19 protein-coding genes are annotated in these 24049 nt (G+C 61.7%); 9 read left to right on the top strand and 10 right to left on the bottom strand.

Translation table 11 applies throughout. From position 1 onward, the window contains the following. Nucleotides 1-144: 144 nt before the first annotated feature. Both AC0GUR_RS13995 and AC0GUR_RS13990 read right to left on the bottom strand, forming a co-directional pair. Entirely contained in the window at nucleotides 145-1563 is a 1419-nt protein-coding gene (locus tag AC0GUR_RS13995; protein WP_472878104.1) for a nitrilase-related carbon-nitrogen hydrolase, read from the bottom strand. Then, nucleotides 1547-2128, bottom strand: a complete 582-nt coding sequence (locus AC0GUR_RS13990) for a TetR/AcrR family transcriptional regulator (RefSeq protein WP_472878103.1) — start codon at nucleotides 2126-2128, stop codon at nucleotides 1547-1549. Before AC0GUR_RS13990 ends, AC0GUR_RS13995 begins: the two co-directional genes overlap by 17 nt. Nucleotides 2129-2331: 203 nt before the next feature. Here AC0GUR_RS13990 and AC0GUR_RS13985 point away from each other — a divergent pair, with 203 nt between their 5' ends. From AC0GUR_RS13985 to AC0GUR_RS13970, 4 genes are all read left to right on the top strand, one after another. Continuing rightward, entirely contained in the window at nucleotides 2332-2889 is a 558-nt protein-coding gene (locus AC0GUR_RS13985) for a sugar O-acetyltransferase (RefSeq protein WP_472878102.1), read from the top strand. Between the two features lie 337 nt (nucleotides 2890-3226). After that, a complete protein-coding gene (locus AC0GUR_RS13980; protein WP_472878101.1) occupies nucleotides 3227-4615 on the top strand; it encodes a metal-dependent hydrolase family protein in 1389 nt (462 codons plus the stop codon). A 220-nt stretch (nucleotides 4616-4835) separates the two neighbouring features. Next, nucleotides 4836-5696, top strand: a complete 861-nt coding sequence (locus AC0GUR_RS13975; protein ID WP_472878100.1) for a MipA/OmpV family protein — start codon at nucleotides 4836-4838, stop codon at nucleotides 5694-5696. A 417-nt stretch (nucleotides 5697-6113) separates the two neighbouring features. Next, entirely contained in the window at nucleotides 6114-7352 is a 1239-nt protein-coding gene (locus AC0GUR_RS13970) for a patatin-like phospholipase family protein (RefSeq protein WP_472878099.1), read from the top strand. 136 nt (nucleotides 7353-7488) lie between these two features. On the opposite strand, the gene AC0GUR_RS13965 is transcribed toward AC0GUR_RS13970, so the two are convergent. Next, a complete protein-coding gene (locus tag AC0GUR_RS13965) occupies nucleotides 7489-8271 on the bottom strand; it encodes an NIPSNAP family protein (protein ID WP_472878098.1) in 783 nt (260 codons plus the stop codon). Between the two features lie 185 nt (nucleotides 8272-8456). On the opposite strand from AC0GUR_RS13965, the gene AC0GUR_RS13960 reads away from it, so the two are divergent. Beyond that, nucleotides 8457-10433: an oleate hydratase gene (locus AC0GUR_RS13960; RefSeq protein ID WP_472878097.1), complete on the top strand. Its 1977-nt coding sequence runs from the start codon at nucleotides 8457-8459 to the stop codon at nucleotides 10431-10433. 337 nt (nucleotides 10434-10770) lie between these two features. After that, nucleotides 10771-11757, top strand: a complete 987-nt coding sequence (locus AC0GUR_RS13955) for a fatty acid desaturase (protein WP_472878096.1) — start codon at nucleotides 10771-10773, stop codon at nucleotides 11755-11757. Nucleotides 11758-11843: 86 nt separating this feature from the next. On the opposite strand, the gene AC0GUR_RS13950 is transcribed toward AC0GUR_RS13955, so the two are convergent. The 4 genes from AC0GUR_RS13950 to AC0GUR_RS13935 form a co-directional block, all read right to left on the bottom strand. Next, complete coding sequence (locus tag AC0GUR_RS13950; RefSeq protein WP_472878095.1) at nucleotides 11844-12227, bottom strand: nuclear transport factor 2 family protein; 384 nt, start codon at nucleotides 12225-12227, stop codon at nucleotides 11844-11846. Between the two features lie 203 nt (nucleotides 12228-12430). Beyond that, entirely contained in the window at nucleotides 12431-13276 is an 846-nt protein-coding gene (locus AC0GUR_RS13945; RefSeq protein ID WP_472878094.1) for a helix-turn-helix domain-containing protein, read from the bottom strand. A gap of 101 nt (nucleotides 13277-13377) precedes the next feature. Then, on the bottom strand, nucleotides 13378-13878 hold the full coding sequence (locus AC0GUR_RS13940) for a carboxymuconolactone decarboxylase family protein (RefSeq protein ID WP_472878093.1): 501 nt from the start codon (nucleotides 13876-13878) through the stop codon (nucleotides 13378-13380). A gap of 256 nt (nucleotides 13879-14134) precedes the next feature. After that, nucleotides 14135-14935 (bottom strand): MipA/OmpV family protein, encoded by an 801-nt coding sequence (locus tag AC0GUR_RS13935; protein WP_472878092.1) that lies wholly within the window; start codon nucleotides 14933-14935, stop codon nucleotides 14135-14137. Between the two features lie 368 nt (nucleotides 14936-15303). Between AC0GUR_RS13935 and AC0GUR_RS13930 the strand changes: the two genes are divergently transcribed. Together AC0GUR_RS13930 and AC0GUR_RS13925 are read left to right on the top strand one after the other, a co-directional pair. After that, nucleotides 15304-15519 carry a DUF3820 family protein gene (locus AC0GUR_RS13930; protein WP_472878091.1) on the top strand — a complete coding sequence of 72 codons (216 nt, stop codon included), beginning with the start codon at nucleotides 15304-15306 and terminating at the stop codon, nucleotides 15517-15519. 154 nt (nucleotides 15520-15673) lie between these two features. Next, nucleotides 15674-16675, top strand: a complete 1002-nt coding sequence (locus AC0GUR_RS13925; protein WP_472878090.1) for a DUF2268 domain-containing putative Zn-dependent protease — start codon at nucleotides 15674-15676, stop codon at nucleotides 16673-16675. Between the two features lie 177 nt (nucleotides 16676-16852). Here AC0GUR_RS13925 and AC0GUR_RS13920 read toward each other — a convergent pair whose 3' ends face one another. Both AC0GUR_RS13920 and AC0GUR_RS13915 read right to left on the bottom strand, forming a co-directional pair. Further along, complete coding sequence (locus AC0GUR_RS13920; RefSeq protein ID WP_472878089.1) at nucleotides 16853-20323, bottom strand: ankyrin repeat domain-containing protein; 3471 nt, start codon at nucleotides 20321-20323, stop codon at nucleotides 16853-16855. 71 nt (nucleotides 20324-20394) lie between these two features. After that, entirely contained in the window at nucleotides 20395-20691 is a 297-nt protein-coding gene (locus AC0GUR_RS13915) for a YcgL domain-containing protein (RefSeq protein ID WP_472878088.1), read from the bottom strand. A gap of 298 nt (nucleotides 20692-20989) precedes the next feature. Between AC0GUR_RS13915 and AC0GUR_RS13910 the strand changes: the two genes are divergently transcribed. Further along, nucleotides 20990-22429, top strand: a complete 1440-nt coding sequence (locus AC0GUR_RS13910) for an OmpP1/FadL family transporter (protein ID WP_472878087.1) — start codon at nucleotides 20990-20992, stop codon at nucleotides 22427-22429. Nucleotides 22430-22636: 207 nt separating this feature from the next. Here AC0GUR_RS13910 and AC0GUR_RS13905 read toward each other — a convergent pair whose 3' ends face one another. Further along, complete coding sequence (locus AC0GUR_RS13905; RefSeq protein ID WP_472878086.1) at nucleotides 22637-24049, bottom strand: coniferyl aldehyde dehydrogenase; 1413 nt, start codon at nucleotides 24047-24049, stop codon at nucleotides 22637-22639.

Raw genomic sequence — 24049 nt, 5'->3', positions numbered from 1 at the left:
TGGTGGCGCCACTCGTACGCCACGGGTCCATCCCAACACACGCCCGGAGCCGAGAAACTGGCCTTACCTGCGTGTACTGCATGTGAAGTGAGTCAGTGGATAGATGCGGGCTGGCGTTCACCGATACGGGGCGCTGCTGTGCGCTTAACGGCGTGGGATAAATGCCAGTGCAATCAAGGCAAGCAAGCCACCCAAGACCAACCATGCGAACCAGTCACCCCAGCGCGAGTAGAGCGTCCGCGATTCCCGCAGGGGTAGGTTGCCGACCAGTTTGGCGCCTTCTCCCTCACTGATGGCTTCGGCAATCACGCGACCACGATCATCGCTAAGGGTGAGCCGCCCATTACGCGCGACGCGGGCCAGGGCGAAGCCTTGTTCCACACCGCGCATCATCGCCATGCGGCTGTGCAGCCAGCCGTCGACGGCGAAGTCCCAGGCTGGCACCAATAGAAGCTGGGCACCCAGCCCCGCATAGGCGCGGCCGGTATCAATGAAGTCCATATCCTTGCAGATGGCGAGCCCTATGCGGGGTTGCCCTTCCAGCATCCGCTGCTCGCGACCTGGTGTGTATTTGTCCTCAAAGCCGGGAATCAGGTGATGCTTGCTGTAAGTAAGTGGGGCGGCAGCGTCGGGCTGGAACGCCATCGACATGTTGCGCTCTGCATGCGGGTCACCCTGATAGTCGATGCCACTATCCACCACCATCCGGTGCTGTTGTGCCAGTTGTGCAAAGGTGGGGATGGTGGCGTCACGCACGACCCATGAGGCCTCCGGCATGACCACAACCTGTGCACCCTGCTGCGCCAGTTGATCCACCGCATCGGCGTAACGTGCGATGAGCGCCTGACCGTCGGTGCTGTCCAGCGCGGGCTGGCTGTCATGTTCAAACGACACCAGTCCTACCCGTAGCCACGAAGTCGGCGCGGCCTGCAAACGCCAGCCGCCATAGGCAACGACCACCGCCAGAGTGGTCATGGCTGTGGCAATGACGAGCGCGCGTTGCCGCTTGGTGACATGTTTCGTGGTCAGCGCGGCGAGCGCGCTGGGTATAAGGAGCACGAGAAAGCTGATACCCCACAGGCCCGTCACCGCCGCAAGCTGGATCACCGGCAACACGTTCATCTGCGTGTAGCCGACATTGAAGAACGTGCCATGCGGCGAGAGGCAACTGTTGAAGTACTCAAAGGCAACCCATACCACGGGCGGCGCAAATATCGCTGACAACGTGCGGCCGCGTAGCAGCAAGCGGCGGTAGAGCAGGGTACACAGTGCTAGCATCGCCCCCGACATAACGATGATCTGAACAATGACTGGCGTCGGAATGCCGATCGCGTCGTGCAGATAGTTCCAGACGTTGAGGGTGCCGGCAGCATAGGCAACCAGCGCCGCAAGGGCGGCTACGCCAGGGCGGACGCGCGGTGCCAGCCACAGAATGGGGAGTGGTGCCAGCCATGTGGCCCACCAGAGTGGGTGCACACCGCTGCCAATCCACCACGCCAAGGCGGATAAGGCCACCGCCAGCATGCCCAACGGTAGTCCAGTACGTTCAGGCTTTAATGCCATGAATAAGCTTCCCTAGCGAACCAATGTAAAAGGCGCGGAATTGCTTTTCGTCGTAGCTGAAGCGGCCTGCACGATAGAGCGCGACAAGACCATGTGCATGACCCCATAGCGTCATCGCCAACTCCCACGGATCATCCTTGCGCAGCAGGCCCTCGCGCATGCCTTCTGCCAACAGGTCCGCCACGATGGTGAGCGTGGGTGATTGACGGTCCCGGAAGTCTTCCGGAAAGCGACGTGCATCGTCGCGACGAACGGAGAAGGCATAGTCGAACAGGTGCGGGTGGGTCAGCGCGTAATCGAGATAGCGTTCCAGCAGTTTGTAGAGTCGTTGAAACACATCTGCGCGTTTGGGTGGCGGTGCCCACGCGCTTGCCACCCTCTGAAAGCTGTCGTCGGCGATTTGCTTCAGCAAGGCCTCCCGGTTGGGAAAGTGCCGATAGATCGCCATGGGCGTAATGCCTACCGCATCAGCCACGCGACGCATGCTCACGGCGTCGGGACCTTCTTTTTCAAAGATAGCCAGCGCGGCTTTGAGGATCTTCTGCGGCGTCGTGAGGCGTGGCATGTATACACCGTATACTTGCCGGGGTGGGTGGTCAACCATGACCAATGGCCATGCGGGCCAGGGCCATCGTGGCGCCCGTCACTCACCGGGGCGCCTACTGGCCGCCGGTGCTGGGTATCGCTTTCGGCCAGGCTGTTAAGGTGCGTATTCGGCCCAGCACGAGAAGTGCCAGACCACTGCAGCCATGCATACGGAAATCTCGAATGACGCCTGACGATCACACTAAGATAGTTCAAGCCAGAACACCCGAATCAGCCAGAATGGTCGCCAGCGTCAAGCGCGCCGGGATGATCACTTCCGCGCTGAATCGTCTGACCTTCAATGATGCTGACGAAGTGCGTACCTTGTTCGGCGAGCTCATCGGTCAGCCGGTGGACCCGGGCTTCACTCTGATTCCGCCGTTCTTTACGGCTGGTGGACAAGAGATTCGCCTGGGGAAGAACGTCTTCATCAATCAAAACTGTACGTTCTACGATCTTGGCGGTCTCCACATCGGTGACGATGTGATGATCGGTCCGAACGTAACCATCATGACGGCCAGCCATCCGCTGGACCCTTCGCAACGCCGGTCCGTCACCATCGGAAAGCGCATCGTGATCGGGCGAAATGTCTGGATCGCTGCGGGGGCAACAATTATCGGCGGAGTGACGGTGGGCGATAACTCGGTGATCGCCGCAGCCTCCGTCGTCACCAGGGATGTGCCTCCGAATAGCCTTGTCGCGGGAAACCCGGCGCGATTCATGCGTTCGGTCGATGGCTAGGTGGCCGCCACGGCGTACCGGACGAACTGGTCGCCTTCGATACAAAGCGAAGAAATGGACGTCTTTCCATCTTCTGCATCAGGCCTCAGGCCGGAAGCGATAGAGCCAGTCGCCGGCAAGGCGCTGTGGCGCGATGGCGAGAGCCTGGCGGCCGCTTCATTCGTTCGGTTGGGCCATCTAATTTATTTCATCAGAAACGATCTGTTTAATCCGCAGGCGCATCGCGCGCCTGCTTGGCTCCGTGGATTGGCGGCCGTGAGGCGTCGGCGCAATATCACGTGCCAATCACGCAGGCTCCGATATTAACTTTTGCCTCAATCGCAGGGAGCATCTCCCCATGCGTCACTCCCACGTCATGTTGCGTTTGGTCGCCGGCATGCTGGCCATGGTGTGCACGGCAAGTGCATGGGCCCAGGGACCCGCGCAGGGAGGGGGGCAGCCTGCTCAGTCAGCACCGTCGGCGGTGCTGTTCAAGAACGTCCACGTCTTCGATGGCAAGGGAACCGAGTTGTCGGGGCCCACCAACGTGCTGGTCCGCGGCAATCGCATTGAGCGGATTTCAACGTCTGCTATTCCAGCTGATGCCACCAAGGGTGCTACGGTCATCGATGGTGGCGGTCGCACCCTGATGCCCGGGCTGATCGATGCGCACTGGCACACCACACTGGTGCGGCCAACACCTGCGCAGGCTTTGACCGCCGACGTCGGCTACACCATGCTCGATGCTGGCGCTGAGGCAACCGACACTCTCATGCGTGGCTTCACCACCGTGCGCGACATGGGTGGCCCTTCTTTCGGCCTGAGGCGCGCCATTGACGAGGGTATTGTGCGAGGCCCGCGCATCTTTCCGTCAGGGGCCATCCTCACTGTCACCGGCGGCCATGGTGACTTCCGCCAGCAGTTTGAAGTGCCGCGGATCGACGGGATGCCGCTGACCCGCATGGAAGAGCTCGGCGCTGCCAAGGTCACCGACTCGCCCGAAGAGGTGACGCGCCGGGCGCGCGAGCAAATGATGCTGGGCGCGTCGCAGATCAAGCTGACGGCTAGCGGCGGTGTTGCGTCGCCGCACAGCCCGATCGACGTCATCACGTTCACCACCGCCGAGCTGCAGGCCGCTGTGAAAGTGGCCAACGACCGCGGCACCTACGTCGCCGCGCATGCTTACACTCCGGAGGCGATGCAGCGGGCCATTCTCGCTGGCGTCCAGTGCATCGAGCATGGGCAACTGATGGACGAAGCCACCGCAAAGCTCATGGCCGAAAAGGGTACATGGCTAAGCATCCAGCCATTTCCCGACGAGTTCGCGCACATCTTCCCGGCCGGTTCCGACCAGGCCAAAAAGATGCTTGAGGTGATGGATGGCACCAATCGCGCCTACGAGCTCGCGAAGAAATATCACATCAAGACCGCGTGGGGCTCCGACATTCTGTTCTCGCCCGATCTGGCCAAACGACAGGGTGCGCTGCTGGTGGGCCTCACCCGCTGGTACACGCCAGCCGAGGCGCTTGGCATGGCCACCGGCTCCAACGGGCAACTGCTCGCTCTGTCAGGCGATCGCAGTCCCTATCGCGGCAAGCTTGGCGTGGTCGCAGAGGGTGCGCTCGCCGATTTGTTGCTCGTCGACGGTGACCCGCTGAAAAATATCAAGCTGATCGAAGACCCAGGAAAGAACTTCCTTGTCATCATGAAAGATGGGCAAGTCTTTAAGAACACAGTGCCAAAGTGATAGCGCTTCCGTATTCCGCGTGATACCGCTGATCGGGGCACCATGTCTCACAATGCATGTCCCGAGTACATATGCGGTGATGCATGACATACCAACCGAGATGACGGTTGGCTTCGGAGTTTTACCAAGCTAAAGGAGTAGCCGGGATCGTCGCATGTGGTTAGGCGCGGTGCGGAGAGTTCATTTGATTCGTTCCACGCTGTCCATGGAGTATTGCAAGATGAGCCACCAGCCCATTGGTCATTGGACCCAGTTTCTGGCAGCTTGCGCACTGTCGAGTCTCTGCGCAGCTGCGATGGCGGACGATACCGTTGCTGTCTCGGAAAGCATCTACGCACTTTCCCCTCCCGAGGTCACGAACGCGCCACAGTTCAATACATGGCGCTACTCATTGGGCGTGGGCGTGGTCGACATGCCGAATTTCCCCGGTGCCCGCGGTACTAAAGTCGAAGGTCTCCCATTGTTTAGTGTCGGTTACGGCCGCTGGTTCTTCGGCGCGAATCCGGACACGGCCTCAGCGATTTCACTAGGCGCGTATTTGTACGCCGACGCCAACTGGCGCGCGGGTCTGGCGATCACCTACGATTTCATTGAGCCACGGCAGGAGTCCGACGACTCCCATCTGCATGGCCTTGGTGACGTCAAGCGGACGACGCACGCAGAACTATTCGGTGTGTACAACTACGAATGGTTCTCGGCGCGAGGGAGTGTGGTCAGCGATATCGGTGGGAACCAACGAGGGACGATGGTGACACTTGATGCGATGGGGCGGTTCCTGGCGACGCCTCAGTGGGCCTTTTCCGCGGGGCCGGGACTGACCTGGGGCAGCAATCAGTACAACCAGACCTACTTTCGCGTCACTGCGCAGCAGAGCGCGCGCTCCGGCTTGCCCGAGTACACGCTGGGGTCGGGACTGAACTCGCTGCGCTTCTCCGTCGGGGCCAGCTACCGGCCCACGCCACATTGGAATCTCGGTGCGAACATCGCCGCTTCGTGGCTGCAGAGCGACTCAAGTGATAGCCCCATTGTGCAGAAGAGAAATCAGATGAGTTACGCGCTGTTCGTGAACTATCTCTTTTAGGCTGCAGCTTGCAGGGCACGGGCTACCCTGTCTTTCTGGCGATCTTCCGAAGGACCATCATCCAGTCGACAGCCTTCGACCGGCCGTAAAAACGTGCAGCACTGAGCACGGCATGGTGGGCATCGGGTGCAAATTGATGTGCGTTCACGCGTGAAAGACGCGTGAGGCGCGAGAGTTGCGCGCCTAGCCGCACGCCGCGGTGGGAAACGCCATGGTCGCTTCCTGCTCAAACATGTCTCGCTCCGTGGCACCTGCCACGCGCTTCGCTGTTGGCCAATGTGCTGACCGATGTGGTTGCCTCTCCGTCGTGATCCGGGCCTGCGGGCGCACGCAGTTCGTCCACGTTTGCAGCGCCATGGGTAGGTGGGTACGTGGTGCGAAAGTGAGGGCGCCAGCGGCCGGGTTGGAGCCATAGTCATGCTCCTGACCAAGGCGCTCGTTCGATGGGTTGTCGTGGTATGCATGACTTGCGCGGTCAGTGCGTGCGCCGTATTGCCTCGGCATCCCTTGCCGACAGAGCTCATGGCCGAGGCGACCATTCCTGGCATGCCAGATGTTCGCGCACCGGCCGGGACGCCCAATGCCGCCATGGAAAGGGACTTCGAACTGTCCATGACACAGCAGTCCGACGCTGATTATCCCAGGGATGCGGACGGATTCATTCGGTACCCAAACCTCGCTCTCTCGGGAGGAGGGGCAAATGGCGCCTTTGGTGCGGGATTTCTCGAAGGTTGGACCGAAACGGGACGTCGACCCTCCTTCAAGATTGTTACCGGTGTATCTACAGGTGCGCTGATGGCGCCGTTTGCATTTCTCGGCTCCAATTACGACGAGCAGCTACGGCGCTTCTATACGCAGACCACCACCAATGATGTATTCAAGCCCATTTCGGTTTTGATGGCGTTGCTACGCAGGGAGTCCCTGGCGCAAACCACGCCTCTAGAAGAGCTCATAAAGAGCACCATCGATGCGCCCATGCTTGCCCGGATCGCCGACGCTCACCGTCATGGCCGACGTTTGTACATGGGCACCGTAAACCTGGATAACCGCCGCTTTGTCATCTGGAACATGGGGCTGATTGCCACTTACCAGAACAAGGCGGCATTGGAGCTATTTCGCCGTGTCATGCTTGCTTCGTCATCCGTGCCGATAGCATTTCCGCCGGTGCTCTTTGATGTCGTGGCCCATGGTCACATGTACGACGAAATGCACGTGGACGGATTTGTCGTTGCCAACGTCTTTGTTCTTGGAAGCATCTTCAGCCCAACTGACATCTATAGTCGTCATGGGGATGGTCGTGACCGCGAAGACATCTTTATCGTCCACAACGGCAAATTGAACGTAGGTCCGAGTGCGACCGAGCGATCCTTGCGCGGCATTGCACTCCGTTCGATCGAGATTGCCGGCTGGTCGGGCATTGTCGGTGACCTGTTCCGCGAATTTGCCTTTGCCAGGCGAGATCACGCGGGGTTTCATTGGGTCAGCATTGGAGATGACGTTCCGCTTCCGGAGTCGCTTGAGTTCAATCCAGAGGAAATGCTCAGGCTGTATGAAGTGGGGCGCGAGGCCGGCCAGGCGGGTCCCGAATGGCGTGTTCTGCCTCCAGGGATGCGTGGCGATCGCCAGCAAGGCACGCCTGGCACAAGCACACGCTAGGCGCACCTTGTGGCCGGGCTTCCAATGCTGACTCGCAAGTCAGCCCTTGCACCAGCCCGCGCACCGGAGACCCCTCGTAGTGCACTTCCGTTTCTGGACAATGCTTGTGGAGGTGGCTTTGCCCAATCCGAGCATGTCAGTCGTGCAGGGTGGAGCGCGGCGTGGGCGCCAGCCGCATGGCTTGGGTCTGGCCTGTCAACCATGTGTCGAGAGTCGGGGCGATCAATCGGTCCCACGCCCCCGTCGAGATGAACGCGTCGTAATGCTGCGCGTCGCGAAACACCGCAACGCCGACCAGTACATGTTCGCCCGCCCGAACCGGCAAGCGTGGGAAATTGTTCGGCGCGTCTTCGGTGACATACCACGCAACATGGTGTGCGCCGGCACTCTCAAGAACGCGTGTCATGTCCCGCCTGCAGAAATCCAACAGGTGCGTGTCGGCAGCAGCCTTCAGCGAAAACACCGAAACATCGATCATGCCCGGTGGATTGTCCTGGCTGCCTGAAGGGGCGCGACCATGCGGTTCGTGCCTCAAGCCCGAGCCTGCCCAGGCTGGCTTCAGGAGCAGCACGTTGTCTGAATCAATCATCGTGTCATTGGCAGCGTTTCGGTTCGCCGTCCAGACGGGACCGGTGTAGAAGTCCGTCAGGCCCGCCTGGCGTGATGGCATGTCCTTGAATCCACGCATCCAGACGAATGTGTCCGGATTATTCAGGTCACGGAACTGTCCGAGCAGGCGCATACCCAGGACCTCCTGCGATTCAACAAACTCACGTTCGAAAAGTTCGATCAGGATGTCTCGCTTGCCTGGGTGCAGCGTGTATTGCCGAAGCTCGATTACCGCGCACTCGGCGTCGTGGTCAGTGGAGGGCTGGGCTGCGCTATCGGAGCATGAGGCGCTGTTAGGTGCTGAAGTCATGGCAGATCCTGCGGAAGGGATGGCGCAACCTAGCGTGGATATAGGACGTTACGTGTCCTATATCCGATTGGCGTGGATGCATGCCTGTGGCAATCCGCCACCGTCATTTTCACGGCTTTTTTCGTTCTCATCCTCGAAGCTTCTCTTTTGCACGCGCTGATGTCGCCATCAAGAGGAGTTGTAATGTGACCATCCATAACGTCAATAATCACGGCGCCTCGTCGGCCTTTGAGCATCAACCCGATGCGTCCCACGATTACTGGTGCAACCGGCCAGAGAACACCCTGCCACCGCCGGACATGATGGGCGCATACATGCGCAACAAACCGCTGCCGGATGCAGGCATCGAAGGCCGCAAGGCCCACATCATTGGCAGCGGTATCGCCGGGTTGGCCGCAGCGTTCTACCTGATCCGCGACGGGCACATGCCGGCCCACAACATCACCATCATCGAGAGCATGGACATCGAAGGTGGTTCGCTGGATGGCGCTGGCAATCCGCGTGACGGTTACATCGTCCGCGGCGGCCGTGAGATGAACTGGAACTACGACAACCTGTGGGACATGTTCCAGGATGTTCCCGCGCTGGAGCTGTCCGGGAAGTTCAGCGTGCTGGATGAATACCGCCTGGTAAACGACAACGACCCGAACTACTCCAAGGCCCGATTGATGCACAAGCAGGGCCAGATCAAAGACTTCTCCACTTTCGGTCTGAGCCGCACCCAGCAGTGGGAGCTGATTCGACTGCTGCTCAAGCCCAAAGAAGAACTCGACGACATCACCATCGAGCAGTACTTCAGTGAGGGGTTCCTGCAGAGCAATTTCTGGTTCCTCTGGCGTTCCATGTTCGCCTTCGAGAACTGGCAGAGCCTGCTGGAGATGAAGCTATACATGCATCGATTCCTCGATGCCATCGATGGATTGAATGACATGTCGGCGCTGGTATTTCCCAAGTACAACCAGTTCGACAGCTTTGTGCGTCCCCTCATCACGATGCTGCGCAAGCAGGGCGTCAAGGTGCAGTTCAAGACGCGCGTTCACGATCTTGAGATGAAGGTCGACGGCGAACAGCGCACTGTTACCGGCATCCACTGCAAGGTCGACGGTAAGGACACCACCATCGCAGTCGCGGACGGCGACCTGGTGTTTGCCCTCACCGGCTCGATGACGGAGGGCACGGCGTATGGCGACATGGATACAGTGCCCGTGCTCAAGCGTGGCCTCCACGAACCCGGTGACGACAGCGACTGGGCCTTATGGTTGAACCTTGCCAAGAAGTCACCAGTGTTCGGCAAGCCGATCAAGTTCTGTGGTGACGTCGAGCGTTCCATGTGGGAATCGGCGACCTTGACGCTCAAGCCTTCGCCCCTGGTTGACAGGATCAAAGAGCTTTCGGTCAACGACCCCTACTCAGGCAAAACCGTTACCGGCGGCGTGATCACCTTTACCGATTCCAACTGGGTGCTCAGCTTCACCCTCAATCGTCAACCGCACTTTCCCGACCAGCCGAAGGACGTGCTGGTGGCGTGGGTGTATGCCCTGTTGATGGACAAAGAGGGCAATTACGTAAAGAAGCCCATGCCCGCATGCACGGGGCGCGAAATTCTGGCCGAGCTCTGCTATCACCTTGGTGTCATTGAGCATCTCGACGTGGTGGCCGCGAACACCAAGGTGCGACTCGCCTTGATGCCTTACATCACTTCGCAGTTCATGCCGCGCGCGGCAGGCGACCGCCCGCAGGTCGTGCCCGCCGGCTGCACTAACCTCGGCCTGCTTGGGCAGTTTGTCGAAACGCACAACGATGTCATCTTCACCATGGACAGTTCGGTCAGAACCGCGAGGGTGGCCGTCTACACCTTGCTCAACTTGCGCAAGCAGGTTCCGGACCTCAGCCCCACCCAGTACGACATCCGCAACCTCATCAAGGCAGCGCGCGCGCTCAACAACAACGAGCCGTTCATTGGCGAGCGACTGTTGCACCGCATGTTCGGCAAGTCGTACTACGCGCATGTGCTGCCGCCCCTACCGACATCGGAGAAGTCCAGGCGTGATCTGCTCGAAGATGAACTCGCCAACCTGTTCGGCAAGGGTAGCCAACTCCTGCGCATGGCTTCTGGCTGGCTGGAGCGCTTCGGGGAAAACCTGCGCAAGAAGTCGGACTAACACCGCGAAGGGGGGTGTGTCTCGTCGCTCTGATTCCCTGGTTGGGAAGTGAGTTGGCCGCGTAGGCAACGTTGGTGAGCGATGAGGAGGCGTACGGTTTCGGTGGGGCCCGGACTCCGCCTCCGCCATTGATGGCTGCAGAGGGATGCAGGTAGCGACTCTTGCCACTCGGCAAACACGTGTAAGTTTTGTGAATATCGGGAGCGAAGGCCCTTGCGGTGAGTGCCATCAGGGGAGGGGTAGCAGCTTGCCAGCCGCAAATCGTTGGCAAGCTCTTCATGCTGTCAAAAGGCGCTGCTAAGTTATTCGCCATCACTTCGGCATTCTCGGGGACACGATGGACCTGCAGGCAGCGTTAGGGACGGATGACACCCAGGTGGCGAGCGAACGGCATTCGCCTCGTCGGGTTCCCATCGACGTGCGGACCAATGCGGCGCTGCTTGGACTCGTTGCGACCGCCGTACTGATACAGCTCTTTGCATGGCCATTCCTGCTGCGCCAATGGGGCGCGTCGGTACTGTGGATGGCGCTGCCGCTTGTCATGCTGACGCCAACGCATTGGGGGCTTATCCATGAATCTATCCATGGAAAGCTCTTCCCCCAGCGGCGGTTCAATGAAGGGTTTGGGCGGGCATTGGCCATCGCCTTCATGTTGCCGTTCGACGCTGTGCGCTTCGGTCACCTGATGCATCACCGCTTTACACGCGAGCCCTATGATCGACCGGACGTGCACGATGGCGTAACGCATCGCGTACTTGCCCGCATGGGCTATTACGCGCATTTGCTGGGCGGGTTGTATCTGGGGGAACTTGTCCTGCCATTGCTTACCTTTCTGCCCGCCAGCTGGGTTAGCCGGCTCGTTGCACACAAGCTTCGCAGCGATGATCCGACAGGCCGGGCTATCCAGCGTCTGTTTGTTGGATTTGCCGAAAATCGAGTTCGGCGCAACCGCATTCGGCTTGACTGGCTACTGTCCGTCGCCCTCCACGCCGGTGCGTTCTTTCTCTACGGGTCGTGGTGGCCGGTGCTTGCGGTGACCATGTTTTTGCGCGGGATGTGGCTATCCATTGCCGATAACCTGCCGCACTATGACGTCGCACTCGACGAGCCGCAGCGGGCGCGTAACTTTCAAGCGCCAGGCATCTGGCAACACGTGCTGATGAACCATCATCTTCACCGCCTGCATCACCAGCATCCAACACTCCCGTGGACGGCGCTGCCGACCCTGGCCTGCGCTGGTGCTGGGCCATCCCATGGCGATGCAGAGATGGGCTACTTCAGGGCGGCGCTTCGTCAGTTTCGAGGGTTCGGCAAAGTACGCTAACGCGCACGTCGACGGGATCTGATGCATGCCTTGCGAGCTTTGCCAAGGTACGGTCGAGCATCGCGGAAGTCCTTCTTCCGTCGGTATTACAGCTGATCGACCCATTCCCTCCGCCAAGAGGGAGCCGTGAACGGATCGGCGAAGTACTGGGTCTCGTGCGAAACCATTCCATCCGTGAATTCCATGATGCTCACGGTGTAAGTCGACTTGCCCTCGTAGGTGATCACGTACTCGGTAACCCAAAGGTTGTCGCACCCTACGACGCGCCGAATCACAAACCCCGATGGCTTGCCCGGGTGGTGGCTACGCAGTGCCTGCAGATGGGCCCGACCGCGAATGATCTCGCCCGACTGGGGGTACTCGCACACAGCGTCATCGTGATAGATCCCGTGCTCGGCAACCTGATCGCCCGCAGCGGATGCGGCCCAATGTCGGTCGATGGCCGACCGGATCTCTTGCGCGTCCATCATGGGTCTCCACGTTTCGTGCGTGTAGTTGCGGGTCCAGCGCGTGGTACGCGTTTGATGCGAAAACGGGTGGCTGGGGTGCCGACAGCCCTTTTACGGGAAGACTGGGCTTGGCCAATCTGGCGTACAAGTGCCAGTCTCGGCGCCCGTCTGAAGGCGCGCATCCGAGGCAGATACTTGCTATGGCTTTGATCAAGTTCGCGTCTTCAGGACGCTGCCTGTCCGGTCGATAAAAGTTCTCCATGCAGCAGCTCGGTTTCCTCGTCCGCTGGAAACATGGCTTCAATGCGCATTTCCTGCGCGGCAACGCTTTGAGGCGCTCCCACTGTGGTTATCATCGAGAAGTATCGGAGCGTTTTGCCGTTCTTCTTGAAGCCAAGGGGAATCATTGGAAGGTTTGGTGCGGAGACGCCGGAACCGCGAAGCCGCCATGAAGGGTCGACCCCTGGGTAAGCAAACAATTCATCTAAGAGTGCGTGGCTTTGTTCGTCCAGTACACCGCCCACCAGCTCCCGATGCACGCGCTGGATAAGGGATCTGGCCACCGTTTCCCAGTCCACCATGAACGGCCGCACGCCCTCAGGATCAAAGATGAGATGCAGCATGTTTCTCCGTCCCGTGCGCGCCGTCATGTCGATAAATGATCCAAAGAAACGTGGAGAAGAGTCATTGGTGGTCAGCACGTTCCAATAGCGGTCCATGACCATGGCCGGAAAGGGATCATGCTGGCGAAGCATACGATCCAAGGCACGCGTAATACTCTGCATTTCCTGGGCATCCCAGGCAGCCTCTGGGTAGACAGGCGCATAACCGGCGGCCAGAAATACCGCGTTGCGTTCGCGCAAGGGAACGTCCAGTGATTGAACGATGCTCTCCAATGCGTGGCGGCTCGGCACGCTGCGGCCACTTTCGATAAAGCTCAGATGCCGCTGCGAAATGCCGGCGTCGAGCGCAAGCCCCAATTGGCTAGCACCTCGCACCTCTCTCCAGTGCCGCAACAGAACGCGCAGATCATTGGGTGGACGTGTACTTTCTGTACGGACGGTGCCCATGTGTACCTCCAAACACGCTCGGCTTACCATGTTCGAGACCATCGGCTGGGCGCATCGTGCGCCCTCGCCGCCGATCATGCCGGCGGCGAGCGAACGAATGGTCAGGCTGCCGTGGGATGCCAGCGGGACGCCTGGAACGCTTCCTCCAGCGGAGGCTGAGTGATGTTACCCGTGTAGTTGGTGATGGTGGATGCCGCAACAATGGCGACCACTTCCAGAAGATGGCGCTTGTCGAAGCCTGCCTTCAGAAAAATTGACTCATCGTGATCGTCCAGATGCCCGCGCTTCTCGATAAGCGTCCTGGCCAAGGTCGAAAGTGCCGCGTGCTTCGCATCGCGGGGAATCCGGTGCTGACGGATTGCGTCGACATCCGACGCGCCAACGCCTTCCTTTTTGGCCAGTACGGTGTGGAACGCCACTGCCCACGGGCTGGCATTGGTTACGGCATTGGTAAGCAGCACCACCTGGACCTGCTCTTCTGAAAAGCTGCCGCCGTGCACTTTGCCAAAAAGTCCGACTAGGCTTTCGATCAGGACGGGAGATGTCGCCATGGTGCCAATAAGGTTGGGGATGATGCCGAACGCAGCCTGCAACGCTTCCATGGAAGGGCGGGACGGCGACGGCGCGGATTCGATGGTATGAACAGGGAAAGATGACATGGCTGATCCTCACTAAGTGTGCGCATGGAAATCGATGGCGTGGATGAACCATAGGCGCGTGCACTCAGCGCGCCAACTACCTGACAGGTAATAAGCGCGACGTGGGTAAAGTCACAAATCCATGGAACAGATGGCCAACGGGGCTGGTCAATGCACGCAAACAGGCTCTCGCACTGGCTCCACCCGTCTGCCGCACAAGTCAGAGAAACCGATACACGAAGGCCAGCGAGTAGGTGACCTGATTCGGTGATCCGTACTTCTGCACCAGTGGGCTCCCACCCGCCTGGCCGACCAGTCGGGTGTAGTTGATCGACAGCGCAAACCCCGTGTGCAGGCTGGTGGGCATGAAGGCGCCGTATTCGAGTTCAAACTGTTGTGAGCCGCCATTGGGTTGCCACGAGTGGACACCCAGCGCCTGGGCCTGTGTGGGCGTTACGCCGAAATAGCGGCGCATCGCGCCACCGTTCATGGCCTGCCATTGCAGTTCCACTTCGTGCATGAAGTACCCGATGGTCGGCAGCGGGACGATGCCATAAACGCGCCAGTAAGCACCGGCCCCCTGAATGTCGTGACTGAGATCGGTACCCACGCTCAGCCAGCGGTTGATATCGCGTTCGACGTAGCCACCCACGTTGATGCGCGGGGCAAACGAATTCATTGCGTCCAGCGGCGGTGGTTCAAGCTGCGAGCGGTCACGTCCCCATTGAAAGTTGCCGTATAGACCGCCGTGCCACCCTTCCGCGTGGATGAAGTCCCAGGTGGCGCCGTCGTAGGTCGACAGGGTGATGTGCCAGGGCAGCTCCATATGAACGAAGGGCACGGGCTCATTGCGTTGATTGTCGGCCCCTGGCCAGGCTGGCATGCGTTGCAGGCCAAGGCCAAGAATCCGGTTGCTGTCGTAATCGTTGACGTATTCGCTGTCGTCCGCACGCACGCTCACCGGCCATGCGAGAACCACGCACAGGGCAATGACCTCGAGCCGGTCCAGGATCCCCTTCATGGCATCCCCTCCGTACGCACGTTCGCATGTCCGGATAACGACGAGGGCATCCCGCTACTTTACGGAACCAAGGTGATGAATCTGTCGAAACTGGTGGGCGTATCAGGTGGCCGCGGGCCGCCTGATACGGGATGTGCTTCAAATCCGGGTAGATGAGCATGCGCCCGCCCAGTTTCGAGGCTCTCGAAGTGGGGTGTCCCAGGCACCATGTAGGCCGCGATGCGGCATCGGCGCTTTGGATGGCTTAACATGTCGCGTTCACCTCTGGCCCCAGTGGATACGTGACATCGGTCCCCGCGGGCACACACGGCAAGAGTCATGACACAACAGTTCACACGTCACGCTGATTACTCGCGGCAGTCCAACCAGTGAAGCCCGAAGATCTGCAGCGATTGGTCACCATGACCATGCCTTACGGCAAGTACCAGGGCCGGCTCATTGCCGACCTGCCTGGTGCCTACCTTGCCTGGTACGCGCGCAAAGGTTTCCCGGCGGGAGATCTCGGAAAGCTGTTGGCGTTGGCGCTTGAGATTGATCATAACGGTCTGAAGTCGCTGCTCGATCCGCTGAGAAAGCGCCGCTAAAGCTGCCTTTGTCTTTCCATCCATCCCGGGCCTGACATGTCCTCGGTCGACCTCAGGAGCTTGTACAAGGGGCGGCGCGCAGGCAGATGGTATGAAGGTCACGATGCGTCTATGTGTGTCGTGGAACAACGGACTTGCGATCGGAGAACAGGACATGAAGAAGGCGATATCGTTTCCGACTTCACTGAAGTGGGCTGTGATGGTTTTTGCGATTAGCCTGCCCGTCGCCGCAGAGTCATCGCACGGCGAAAGCGCGCCACCCATCGATCAGTCGTTCACCGCGTTCTGGCAAGCAGCCAAGGACAAGCCGTTTGCCGAGCAGCAAGTGCTCTGGGACAAGTTCATTGAAGCGCCGCGCGAGGCGCTATACCAATCGGTGGTCTGGGAGGTTCGCCATAACCCCAACTGGAAACTGGCGAAAGAAAAGGGCCTGAAAACGCGCTTTGTTCAGTATCAAAACATGGGTGGGGAGATACCCGGCGGCGTTCAGGCTATCAACGCCGCGCTGGACGTGCAGGCAAAACGATTTGCCCAGTACTTCGGTGCATCCGGTCAGCCGCATGCCGTGGTGGTGCTTGCACCCTTCTTTGATGCCAAGAGTGGCGTGCTGTCCAACGGCGAGCCGGTACTGGCACTCGCGGTCGATTCCCTCTTGCTTGAAAAGGCCTCGTTGGAAATCGTGCTGCCGCACGAGCTCTTTCATCTATGGGATGCCGAGCACTCCGGCATCAAGAACGATGGCGTGATGCCCGACACGCATCTGTTGTTGCCGCTGTTTGAGGAGGGCTTGGCGACGTACGTGAGCAGCGTCGTGTCGCCAGGTCGCACCGATGGCGAATACCTGCTTCAGGAAGATCTCGGCGCGTTGCCGGGTTCGAAATTGCCCGAGGTGGCAAAGCGCTTTCTGGGTGATGCGGATGTGCTCACCATCGATCCGGTAAAGCATCAGACATCGCAAACCTTCGCGCGCTGGTTCGAGGGCGCAGCAACACCCTTTCAGTCGGATCTGCCCAATCGTTCGGGATACTGGCTAGGTTTGCACACAGTGCGTGTTCTGGCGCAAAGCCACTCGCTGAGCGAAATCGCTTCCTGGTCGCCATCGAAGGCAGAGCAAGAGACTCGCGCCGCGCTCATGACATTGGCGAGCGGCAATTAGAAAAGGGCGCGAGGGTTGGCGCTGCAGGCTTTCCCGTTTGACGCGTGCCGGAACCCACCATTTTGAAATCAGCAGATTGGGAACCAGGCACAGCGACCAGATCGCCCCGTGGTGCGAGCGGCGGCGGACAAAAAAACGGGGCACTGGGCCCCGTTTCTCTTCGATGACGGCGGAGGTTTACTCCGATGGCTGCGCCGGTTGCCTCAATATCTGGCGCACGCTGGGAATCACCGAAGCGCTGCGCGCAGCGAGCTCGTGTGCGATATCGATGTAACCGATCGTGCGCGCCACATCCGCTGCTGTGCGACCGAACGCGTCCGCGGCTTGGCGGTCAGCGCCACGCGCAAGCAGCACGCGTGCGGGCGCCAGCAGTGCGTGCATGGCACAGGCGTGCAAGGCGGTGACGCCGCGCTGGTCGGCATGGGCCAGTGATGCACCGGCGTCCAGCAGCACCGGCACCAGCGCGCCGATATGCGTGGGGTCGCATTCACTGCCTGGGCGCAGATGCGCACCCAGCAGCAGCAGAAGCGGTGTCTTGCCTTCCTTGTCTACCAGGCTCACGTCGGCACTGTGTTTGAGCAGGGCGTCGAACAGGCGGCGTGCGCGCAGGCTGTCGTTGTGCGTAAAGCCAAATTGCGCGGCGGCATGCAGGGCGCTGTGTCCGCGTGAGTCCACCGCGTTCACATCGGCGCCGCCGTCCATCAATTGTTCGACAATTTCCGGGTAGCCCATCGCCGCAGCGATCATCAGTGACGTGGCATCGCCGGGCAGTCGTTGATCCACTCCGGCGCCGTGTTGCAGCAGCAACGCGACCAGCGCTTCGCGCCGCGCGCTCACCGCGGCAGCCAGCGGCGTCATGCCGTTGGTGGCGGCCAGCGAGGCATCCGCACCCTTGTCCAGCAGCATCGCGGCAACATCGCGCTGTCCTGCGCCGCAGGCATGCAGCAGCGCGGTAGCGCCCTGGTGGTCACGCGTATCCACGGCGAAGCCGAGTTCCAGCAGTCGTTCCACCGCCGTCAGTGAGCCGGCCGCCGCCGCGTGCGGCAGATCTTGCGCGCGCAGCGGGCGCGCGGGCCGTGCCCAGTCGCCCCAGTTGAGCCAGCGCTCAATGGCGTCGTGCTCCAGCGACAGGCCTAGCGGTGTTTCGCCATTGGCGTCGATGGCCTCCGGGTCGGCGCCGTGCGCGACCAGCGCGCGCACCAGCGGCAGCGCGCGCTCGCCATGTTCCAGCGCCGCGAACAGCGGGGTGCGGCCGCTGCTGTCGCGCGTGTTGGGGTCGCAGCCACGGGCCAGCAGGGTTTCCAGCAGCACCTGATGACCGAAGGTGGCCGCCAGGTGCACCGGCGTGCGTTCACGCGCATCCGGGCCAAACGGGTCGGCGCCGCGTTCCAGCATCAGCAAGGGCAGGGCGGCGCCTTGTGCGCTGTCTTCCAGCCGCACCAGCGCTTGCGCGAGCAGACCCGCACCGGCGGGCGTGGCGCAGGCGTGCAGCAGATCGTCCACAGCTTCGGTGGCGGCGGGCAGCTGTTGCAGCAAGGCGTCGAAGAGGCGGCGACCCAACGGCGGCAGCGGCGCTTCCACGCCTTCGATGGTTTCCGCGTCGTCCACCAGCTGCGGCTGGAGGCGTGCTTCGGGGTCGAGTGCGTGATCGAGCAGCCAGCGGCGAGCGGCGCCCTGGCCCGGCCCAGCGAGATCCAGATACAGCTGCGCCAGTTGCTCCTGCGGCCACTCGCGCACGCGGGCGCTGAAGGTGGAGACGATGGCCCAATGGCCAAAGCGCAGGGCGTCCAGCAGATGGGCCGGGGTGTCTGCACCTTCGGGCAGGGTTTCCATGCTCAGGCTGGCGGGCAGCGGCGTTTCCGGATCGAGCAAGGTCACCAGATCCCAACGGCCTGCCGCGGCGGCATGATCGAGCGCGCTGCGGCCATCGGTGCCGACGGCCTTGGGTTCGGCCCCGAGAGCCATCAGGGCACGAACCACATCGGCGTGCGCCTGCGGGGACTGACAGGCGAGCGTCAGTGCATCGCGGCCGTGGCTGTTGCGTGCGCGTGCGTCTGGCTGCGCTTCGGCCAGCAGCTTCACGATGCCCACGGCGCCGGCGCGAGCGGCTTCCATCAGCGCCGTGTTGCCGTGACGGTCGGCGAGGTTCACGTCGGCGCCGGCGCCGCGCAGTGCGCGGGCAATCTGCTCGTGGCCCTCGCTTGCGGCGGCCATCAGGGCGCTGCGATGGCGCGCATCCACGGCATTGACGGCGGCGCGGTGCTTCAGCAGCAGCTTCACGCCACTCGCGTCGTCATCGGCAATGCCGGCAGCGGCCACGAGTGCCGGCTCGCCATCGGCAGGCGTGGCCTTGGCGCTGCGTTCGAGCAGAAACTTCACCACCGGCCAGTTGGCTGCGCGGCAGGCCACCGCGAGCGGGCTCAGGCCGGTCTTGTTGAGCGCGTTGATGGTGGCGCCTGCGTCGAGCAGCATGGCCGCCACGATGGGTTCACCGCTGAGTACGGCGCCATGCAGGGGCGTGTTGCCGTGGCTGTCGGTCGCCAGCGCGTTGGCGCCGTTGGCGAGCAGGGTCATCACCGCTTCGGCGCGGCCATGCCAGCTGTCGCGGGTGGCCGCCAGCAGTGGGGTAAGGCCGCCGCTGGCACGATTTACATCGGCGCCTTTGGCGATCAGTGCGCGCAGCAGGCGGGTGTCGGGCAATAGAGCGGCCAGCATCAGCACGGGGCGCTGGTCGCGATCGTCGGTGGGCGGCGCGGTGTTCGGGTCGGCGCCGGCTTCGACCAGGGCAAGCGCGCGCTCGATATCGCCATCGCGTGTCGCGGCGAGCAGGGCCTGCGCCTGTCCCGGTGTGCCTGCGGTGCGCTCCTCCTCGCTGAGTTGCGGCGCGGGCTTGGGCGCCCTCGGCGCTGCTGCAGGTTGCTCCACCACACCAGCTGACGGCTGGCGCAGCGGGCGACGACTTTCGCACAGCAGTGCGCGCAGCGTGCGGTTGGCAATCACCAGGCAACCCAGCGGCATCAGCAGCACGCCGTAGAGCACCAGCGCCGCTGTGCGCAGCTCGGAGGGCAGCACGCCATACAGGCCGGTGAGGGCAATGGCGATAAAGGCCAGCGTCAGCAACGCAAACGCCGCGGGCAGGAAGTGCGTAAAAAAGCGCTCCTCGCGCGACAGGTGCCGGCCGAACGCCAGGCTGCGCGCGGTGGCGGTAAACATCCACGAGCCATCGCTCTGTGCCGGATAGGCGTCATCCCACACATACACCAGGCCAAAGGCCGGCCACACGCGCCACAACGCGGCCAGCGCGATCACCAGTGCGCCGGCGAGCAGCAGCGCGGCGCCAAGGCTCGGCGACTGGTTGAGCTTGAGCATGGGCCACGCCACCAGCAAGAACACCAGCACCACATAGCCCGTGAACATCACCAGATAAGCCGCGCCGCGGCGCAACACGGTGCGGCCGAAGCGCGGTTCCGGGTCAAACCCGATCGCGTGGCACACCGCCGCCATGGTCAGCGCGTTGGCAATCAGCAGAGGGATCAATGCAAGCGGGTGCGCACCGAGCAGGGCGATCGCGGTGGCGATCAAGCCGGGGACGAACCAGGCGAGGGCTTGCAGAAACGGAGGCGGGCGACGCGTTTTTGAATAGGCCATGGGCGCGGAGTATAGGAATCGTGGCGACGTCAGTCGGTAATCCCGTGTTAACGGCGATGACTGGGAGTGCCTTAGTGCTCGCGATCCGGATCCTTCGGCGCGCTCTTGTACTCGGGATGATTGGCGACCGACAGCGTTTCCTGCGGTGGCAATTGCAGATACCAGCCCTTCTCGTGCACTTGCTGCATCACCAGCTGGGCATCATCCCGTGGCAACTTGCGTTGCTCGGTCAGTTCCACCTCGAGCACAAAGCGCAGCTCACCCAGCATCAGCGCCAGCGACTCGGGCAGGCAGGCGAAGTCGTCGCGACGTCCCAGCCACAGATAAGTGTCGGGCTTGCGCAGGCTGGCGTAGACAAAACAGTGCATGGCGACACCCCATTGGCGTGCAGTCGGAGGGTTGGGCGCACAGGCATGGCGCAACTGGCAAGGGTAACAGTTCGCGCACGGGGAGGCCCAGCTGCGCCGATCTTCGCCCATCCACCGCCTATCAGCGGGGATCAGTGGCCTTTAATCTTAAAAGATTGTTGCAACCGCACTTGCAAGCCCTGCGGCGAATCGGCACAGTGCCGGCCAGGGGTGTCAAACGCACGTATGAAAATTGGGCGGTCGTCAAGCCCCCTTGCTACTACCCGAACAGATCAACAAAGAAGCAGGAGCCTTGCTGATGCAGATGTCATTCCGTCAATTTTCGCGTGCCGGCCGTCCGCTCACGCTTGCCGCGTTGAGCCTGGCCATCCTGGGTTCGCTGGTCGCGCCGCAGAGCGCGCACGCCAGCGCATTCCAGTTGCACGAAGACAGCGCCGCTGCCATGGGCCGCGCGTACGCTGGTTCCGCGACCGCAGGTGGCGACGTTTCCGTAGTGGCCAATAACCCGGCCGCCATGTCCGACCTCAAGGGCACCTATTTCCAGGCGGACGTCACCGCCATCAACTTCGGTACCACCTTCACGGGCTCGGCACACGACGCCCTGGGTCGTCCGATCAACGGCAATGGCGGCGGCGACGCCGGTACCACCATGCCGGTGCCTGCCCTGTTCTTCGCCACCCAGCTGGGTGACAAGTGGCACGTCGGCGGCGCCTTCACCGTGCCGTTCGGCTTCCAGACCGAATACGACCAGCAGTGGATCGGCCGCTACAACGCCATCAAGTCGAAGTTCCAGTCGCTGGACCTCACCCTGTCGGCCTCGTACGACGTCAGCGACAACTTCGCGCTGGGCGTCAGCGGCATCGCGCAGAAGACCTCGGCCGAGTTGACTTCGGCCATCAACTACAACGCCGTGGGCCTGGGTCTGGTGAACCAGGCCGTGCTCGCTGGCGCCCTCCCGCCGGCCGCCGGTCAGGCGTTCGCCCAGCAGGTGAACACCGTGGTGCCGCCGGGCACCGATGGCATTGCCCGCATCAAGGGCGACGACTGGGCCTACGGCTACCAGGTCGGCATGCTGTGGAAGGTGACCCCGCAGGACAAGTTCGCGCTCAACTACCGTTCCAAGATCTCGCACACGCTCACCGGTACGGCCAACTTCACGGTGCCGGCCAACGTGCAGGCCCTGCTTTCCAACCCGACCGTCGCAGGCCTGCTGGCCGGTGCCGGCGGCGTGCCGTTCACGCACACCCAGGGCACCGCCCCGTTCACCACGCCGGCCACGGCCACGGCCAGCTACTGGCACCAGGAAGAGAAGTTCGGCCTGGGTATGGACGTGGCATGGACCAAGTGGGACTCGTTCAAGAACTTGAACGTGTACTACGCCAACCCGGCACAGCCCACCACCACCGAAGTGTTCAACTGGCGTAACAGCTGGTACGTGGCCATCGGTGGCGACTACTACCTCAACGAGAAGGTGACCCTGCGCGGCGGTATTGCGCTCGACACCACGCCGACCACCACCGACACCCGCGACCCGCGCGTGCCGGACAGCACCCGTCAGCTGCTCACGTTCGGCGTGGCATACAAGGCCAGCGAGCATTTCGTGCTCAATGCCTCGTACGCGCACATCTTCGTCAACAGCGCGCGCATCAACTCGACCAGCTCCACCGGCGACGTGCTCACCGGCACCTCGGACGACTACGGTAACCTGCTGAGCTTCTCGGCCCAGTACAAGTTCTGATCGCAGTACACTGCGAAGCGAACCGTTGCACAAAAACCTCCCCGCGCAAGCGGGGAGGTTTTTTTATGGCTGATCGATCAGGTGATGGCGCAAGAGGCGCCTGCACACTGTAGGAGCGCACTGGTGCGCGACCACTGCGTTGCGCCGTTACGGCGCCATGCGGTTGTCGCGCACCAGTGCGCTCCTACAACAAAAAAACGCAAGGTTTCAGCCCAGCCGCATCAACAGCTTCAGCATCTTCCTGAAGCGCTCTCCATACGGCGGATTGAGCATGCCGGCACCATTGAAGCGCGACTGACGAAACACCGGCTTCATGTGCGAGAAGGTACGGAAGCCGGCTTCACCGTGATAGCCACCGATGCCCGACGGGCCAACGCCACCAAACGGCAGGCCGTGCTGCGCTATGTGGTACAGCGTATCGTTGAGGGTGACGCCACCTGCATGCGTGCGTGACAGCACCTGCTCGGTGATCGCGCGGCTCTCTTCAAACAGATACAACGCGAGCGGTTGCGGGCGGCTCGCGACATAGCTGATGGCATCGTCCAGCGAGTCGTATGGCATCACCGGCAGCAGCGGTCCAAAGATTTCTTCCTGCATCACCGGCATGTGGTCGTTAACGTCGGTCAGTATCACGGGTGCCAGCAGACGCTTGGCGGGCAGATCCTGTGCATCGCTCAGCGGCTGGATGCGCGCACCAGCAACCACGGCGTCATCGCGCAACTTCGCCAGACGCTGGTAATGGCGTTCGGACACGATGGAGGCGTATTGCTGTTGCGCGCCAAGATTCGGATAGAGCTTCTGGGCTGTCGCCTTGGCGGCACTGATGAACTCACCCATACGCGCGCGCGGCACCAGCACATAGTCCGGCGCAATGCAGGTCTGCCCGGCATTGACCAGCTTGCCGAACATAATGCGTTCGACCGCGTTGTCGAAGCGCGCGCCGGGGCCAATGATGGCGGGTGATTTGCCACCCAGTTCCAGCGTGACTGGCGTGAGGTTGGCGGCTGCTGCACGCATCACGTGATAGCCGACAGCGGTGGAGCCGGTGAATAGCAGGTGGTCGAAGGGCAACGCGGAGAAGGCCTGCGCCACTTCGGCGTCGCCAGTCACCACCACCACTTCGTCAGCGCCGAAGTAACGAGACACCTGCTCGGCAAACAGCGCCGAGAAACGCGGCGTGAACTCGCTCAGCTTCAGCATCACGCGGTTGCCCGCGGTCAGCGCGTCGATCAACGGGCCGACCGACAGGAAGATGGGGTAGTTCCACGGCACGATGATGCCCACCACGCCGCGCGGCTGCGGCATGAGTGCGGTGCGTGCCGGCAAAAACACCATGTTGGCCAGGCCGCCGCGTGGACGCATCCAGCGGCGGCCGCGCTTCAGCGAGTGGCGCAGGTTGGAAAGGCTGGGATACAACTCCAGCAGTTCCGTTTCCTCCACCGGCCGACAGCCGAAGTCCGTATCGATGGCTTCGGCAAAAGCCCCGCGCTGCTCGTTGAGCATCTTCTCCAGGGCTCGAAGACGCGTGGCACGGACCTCCCAGGTGGGCATGGGGTCGCGTGCCTGCGCTTCACGCAGGCGAAGCAGCGTGGCATGCAGCGAGGGGCTTGGCTCTTTCAT

It is taken from the genome of Dyella sp. PARNA 12/25 (genome assembly GCF_055702865.1).
This window is presented reverse-complemented; position numbering and strand designations above follow the sequence as displayed.